General features: G+C 68.8%; 2 protein-coding genes. Both read left to right on the top strand.

The window, feature by feature from the left end:
* The coding region (istA, locus tag ABZT03_RS44550) for an IS21 family transposase (RefSeq protein ID WP_356050059.1) at window positions 1–1,195 on the top strand (1,195 nt) is incomplete at its 5' end.
* Window positions 1,195–1,383 (top strand): ATP-binding protein (locus ABZT03_RS44545; RefSeq protein ID WP_356050057.1); only part of this gene is annotated, 189 nt, incomplete at its 3' end. The genes istA and ABZT03_RS44545, both read left to right, overlap by 1 nt.

Below are 1,383 nucleotides of genomic sequence, written 5' to 3'. Positions count from 1 at the left end.
GCCGGTGGTGGACGCGTGGCTGCGCTCGGACATCGAGTTGAAGGCCGCGGTGATCCATGAGCGCCTCGTCGACCAGTACGGCTTCGAGGGCCACTACCAGCGCGTGAAGATGTACGTCGCTGAGGTCAAACCCCGTATCCGGGCTGAACTCGGTTTGGAAGATGGCAAGTTGTTCGGATTGCACCGCCGGTTCGAGGTGGTGCCCGGAGGTCAGGCCCAGGTCGACTGGGGAGATGAGGGCGGCATCCTCGCGCACGCGGGCATCGGCAAGGTGTACTCGTTCCACATGGTCTTGTCCTATGCGCGGGACCCGTTCTGCTGCTTCACCACGTCGCAGGACCTGGCGACGTTCTTCGACTGCCATCGCCGCGCGTTCGAGCACTTCGGCGGGGCTCCGGCCATGGTGGTCTACGACCGGACGAAGACCGTGGTCAAGCGGCATGTCGGGCCGGGCAAGGCAGTGCCGTTGCATCCCGAGGCGGTCGCGTTCGCCTCTTCCTACGGCTTCGACATCGACGTCCTGGCGGCCTACCGGCCCCAGGGGAAGGGACGCGTCGAGAGGCAAGTGGACATAGTTCGTGATCATGTCCTGGCGGGCCGGTCTTTTGGTTCCGTCGCGGAGATGGACGCGGCGTTTCGGGGCTGGGTGCCGATCCGCCGCAGGCAGGTCCACCGCACGCACGGCGAGGTGATCGGCGAGCGGGCCGCGAAGGACCGGGCTGCCCTGATCCAGCTGCCCGAGCATCCCTACCGGGTGGTCGAGCGGCACCTGCGCAGGGCCGGCAAGGACTGTCTGGTCTCCTTCGAGGGCAGCCTCTACTCGGTGCCCGCTCGCTGTATCCGTCCTGGTCAGCAGGTCGAAGTCCGGGTCGCGCAGGGTGAGATCGCCATCCATCACCTCGATCCGGCCGTGGGCGGCGACAGTCTCCTCGCGCGCCACCAGCGGGCGGACGTGCGGGGCAGCTGGGTGGTCGACGAGGCCCACTGGGACGGTCTCGCGGACGGGCACACCCGCAGCGTCACCACCGCCGACGACGAGCCCGGTCAGCCCGACCACTCGGACGCCGCTGGGTCTCAGCCGGGCTCTCTGGACGCGTTGTTGGCCCGCACCGCGGCCGCCCGCATCCCCGTCTCCCGCCGCCCGCTGGCCGACTACGACCTCGCCTCCGGCCTTCCGATGCCCGGAGTGAACTGATGGGTGACCTGATCACCGCACGGATCCGCAAGCACGCCGACAAGCTGAACCTGCCCCACCTCGCGGCCAGTCTCGAGCAGCTGGCCGCCCGGTCCGACCGCGACAAGATGGGCTACCTCGACTTCCTCGACCTCGTCCTAGAGGAGGAGACCGGCGTCCGCGACGGACGGCGCTTCCGCACCGCGCTG

This window comes from Streptomyces sp. NPDC005574 (assembly GCF_040605435.1).
In the GTDB taxonomy this organism is placed as follows: domain Bacteria; phylum Actinomycetota; class Actinomycetes; order Streptomycetales; family Streptomycetaceae; genus Streptomyces.
The sequence above is the reverse complement of the archived record's forward strand: the minus strand, read 5'-3'. Positions and strand labels throughout refer to the sequence as shown.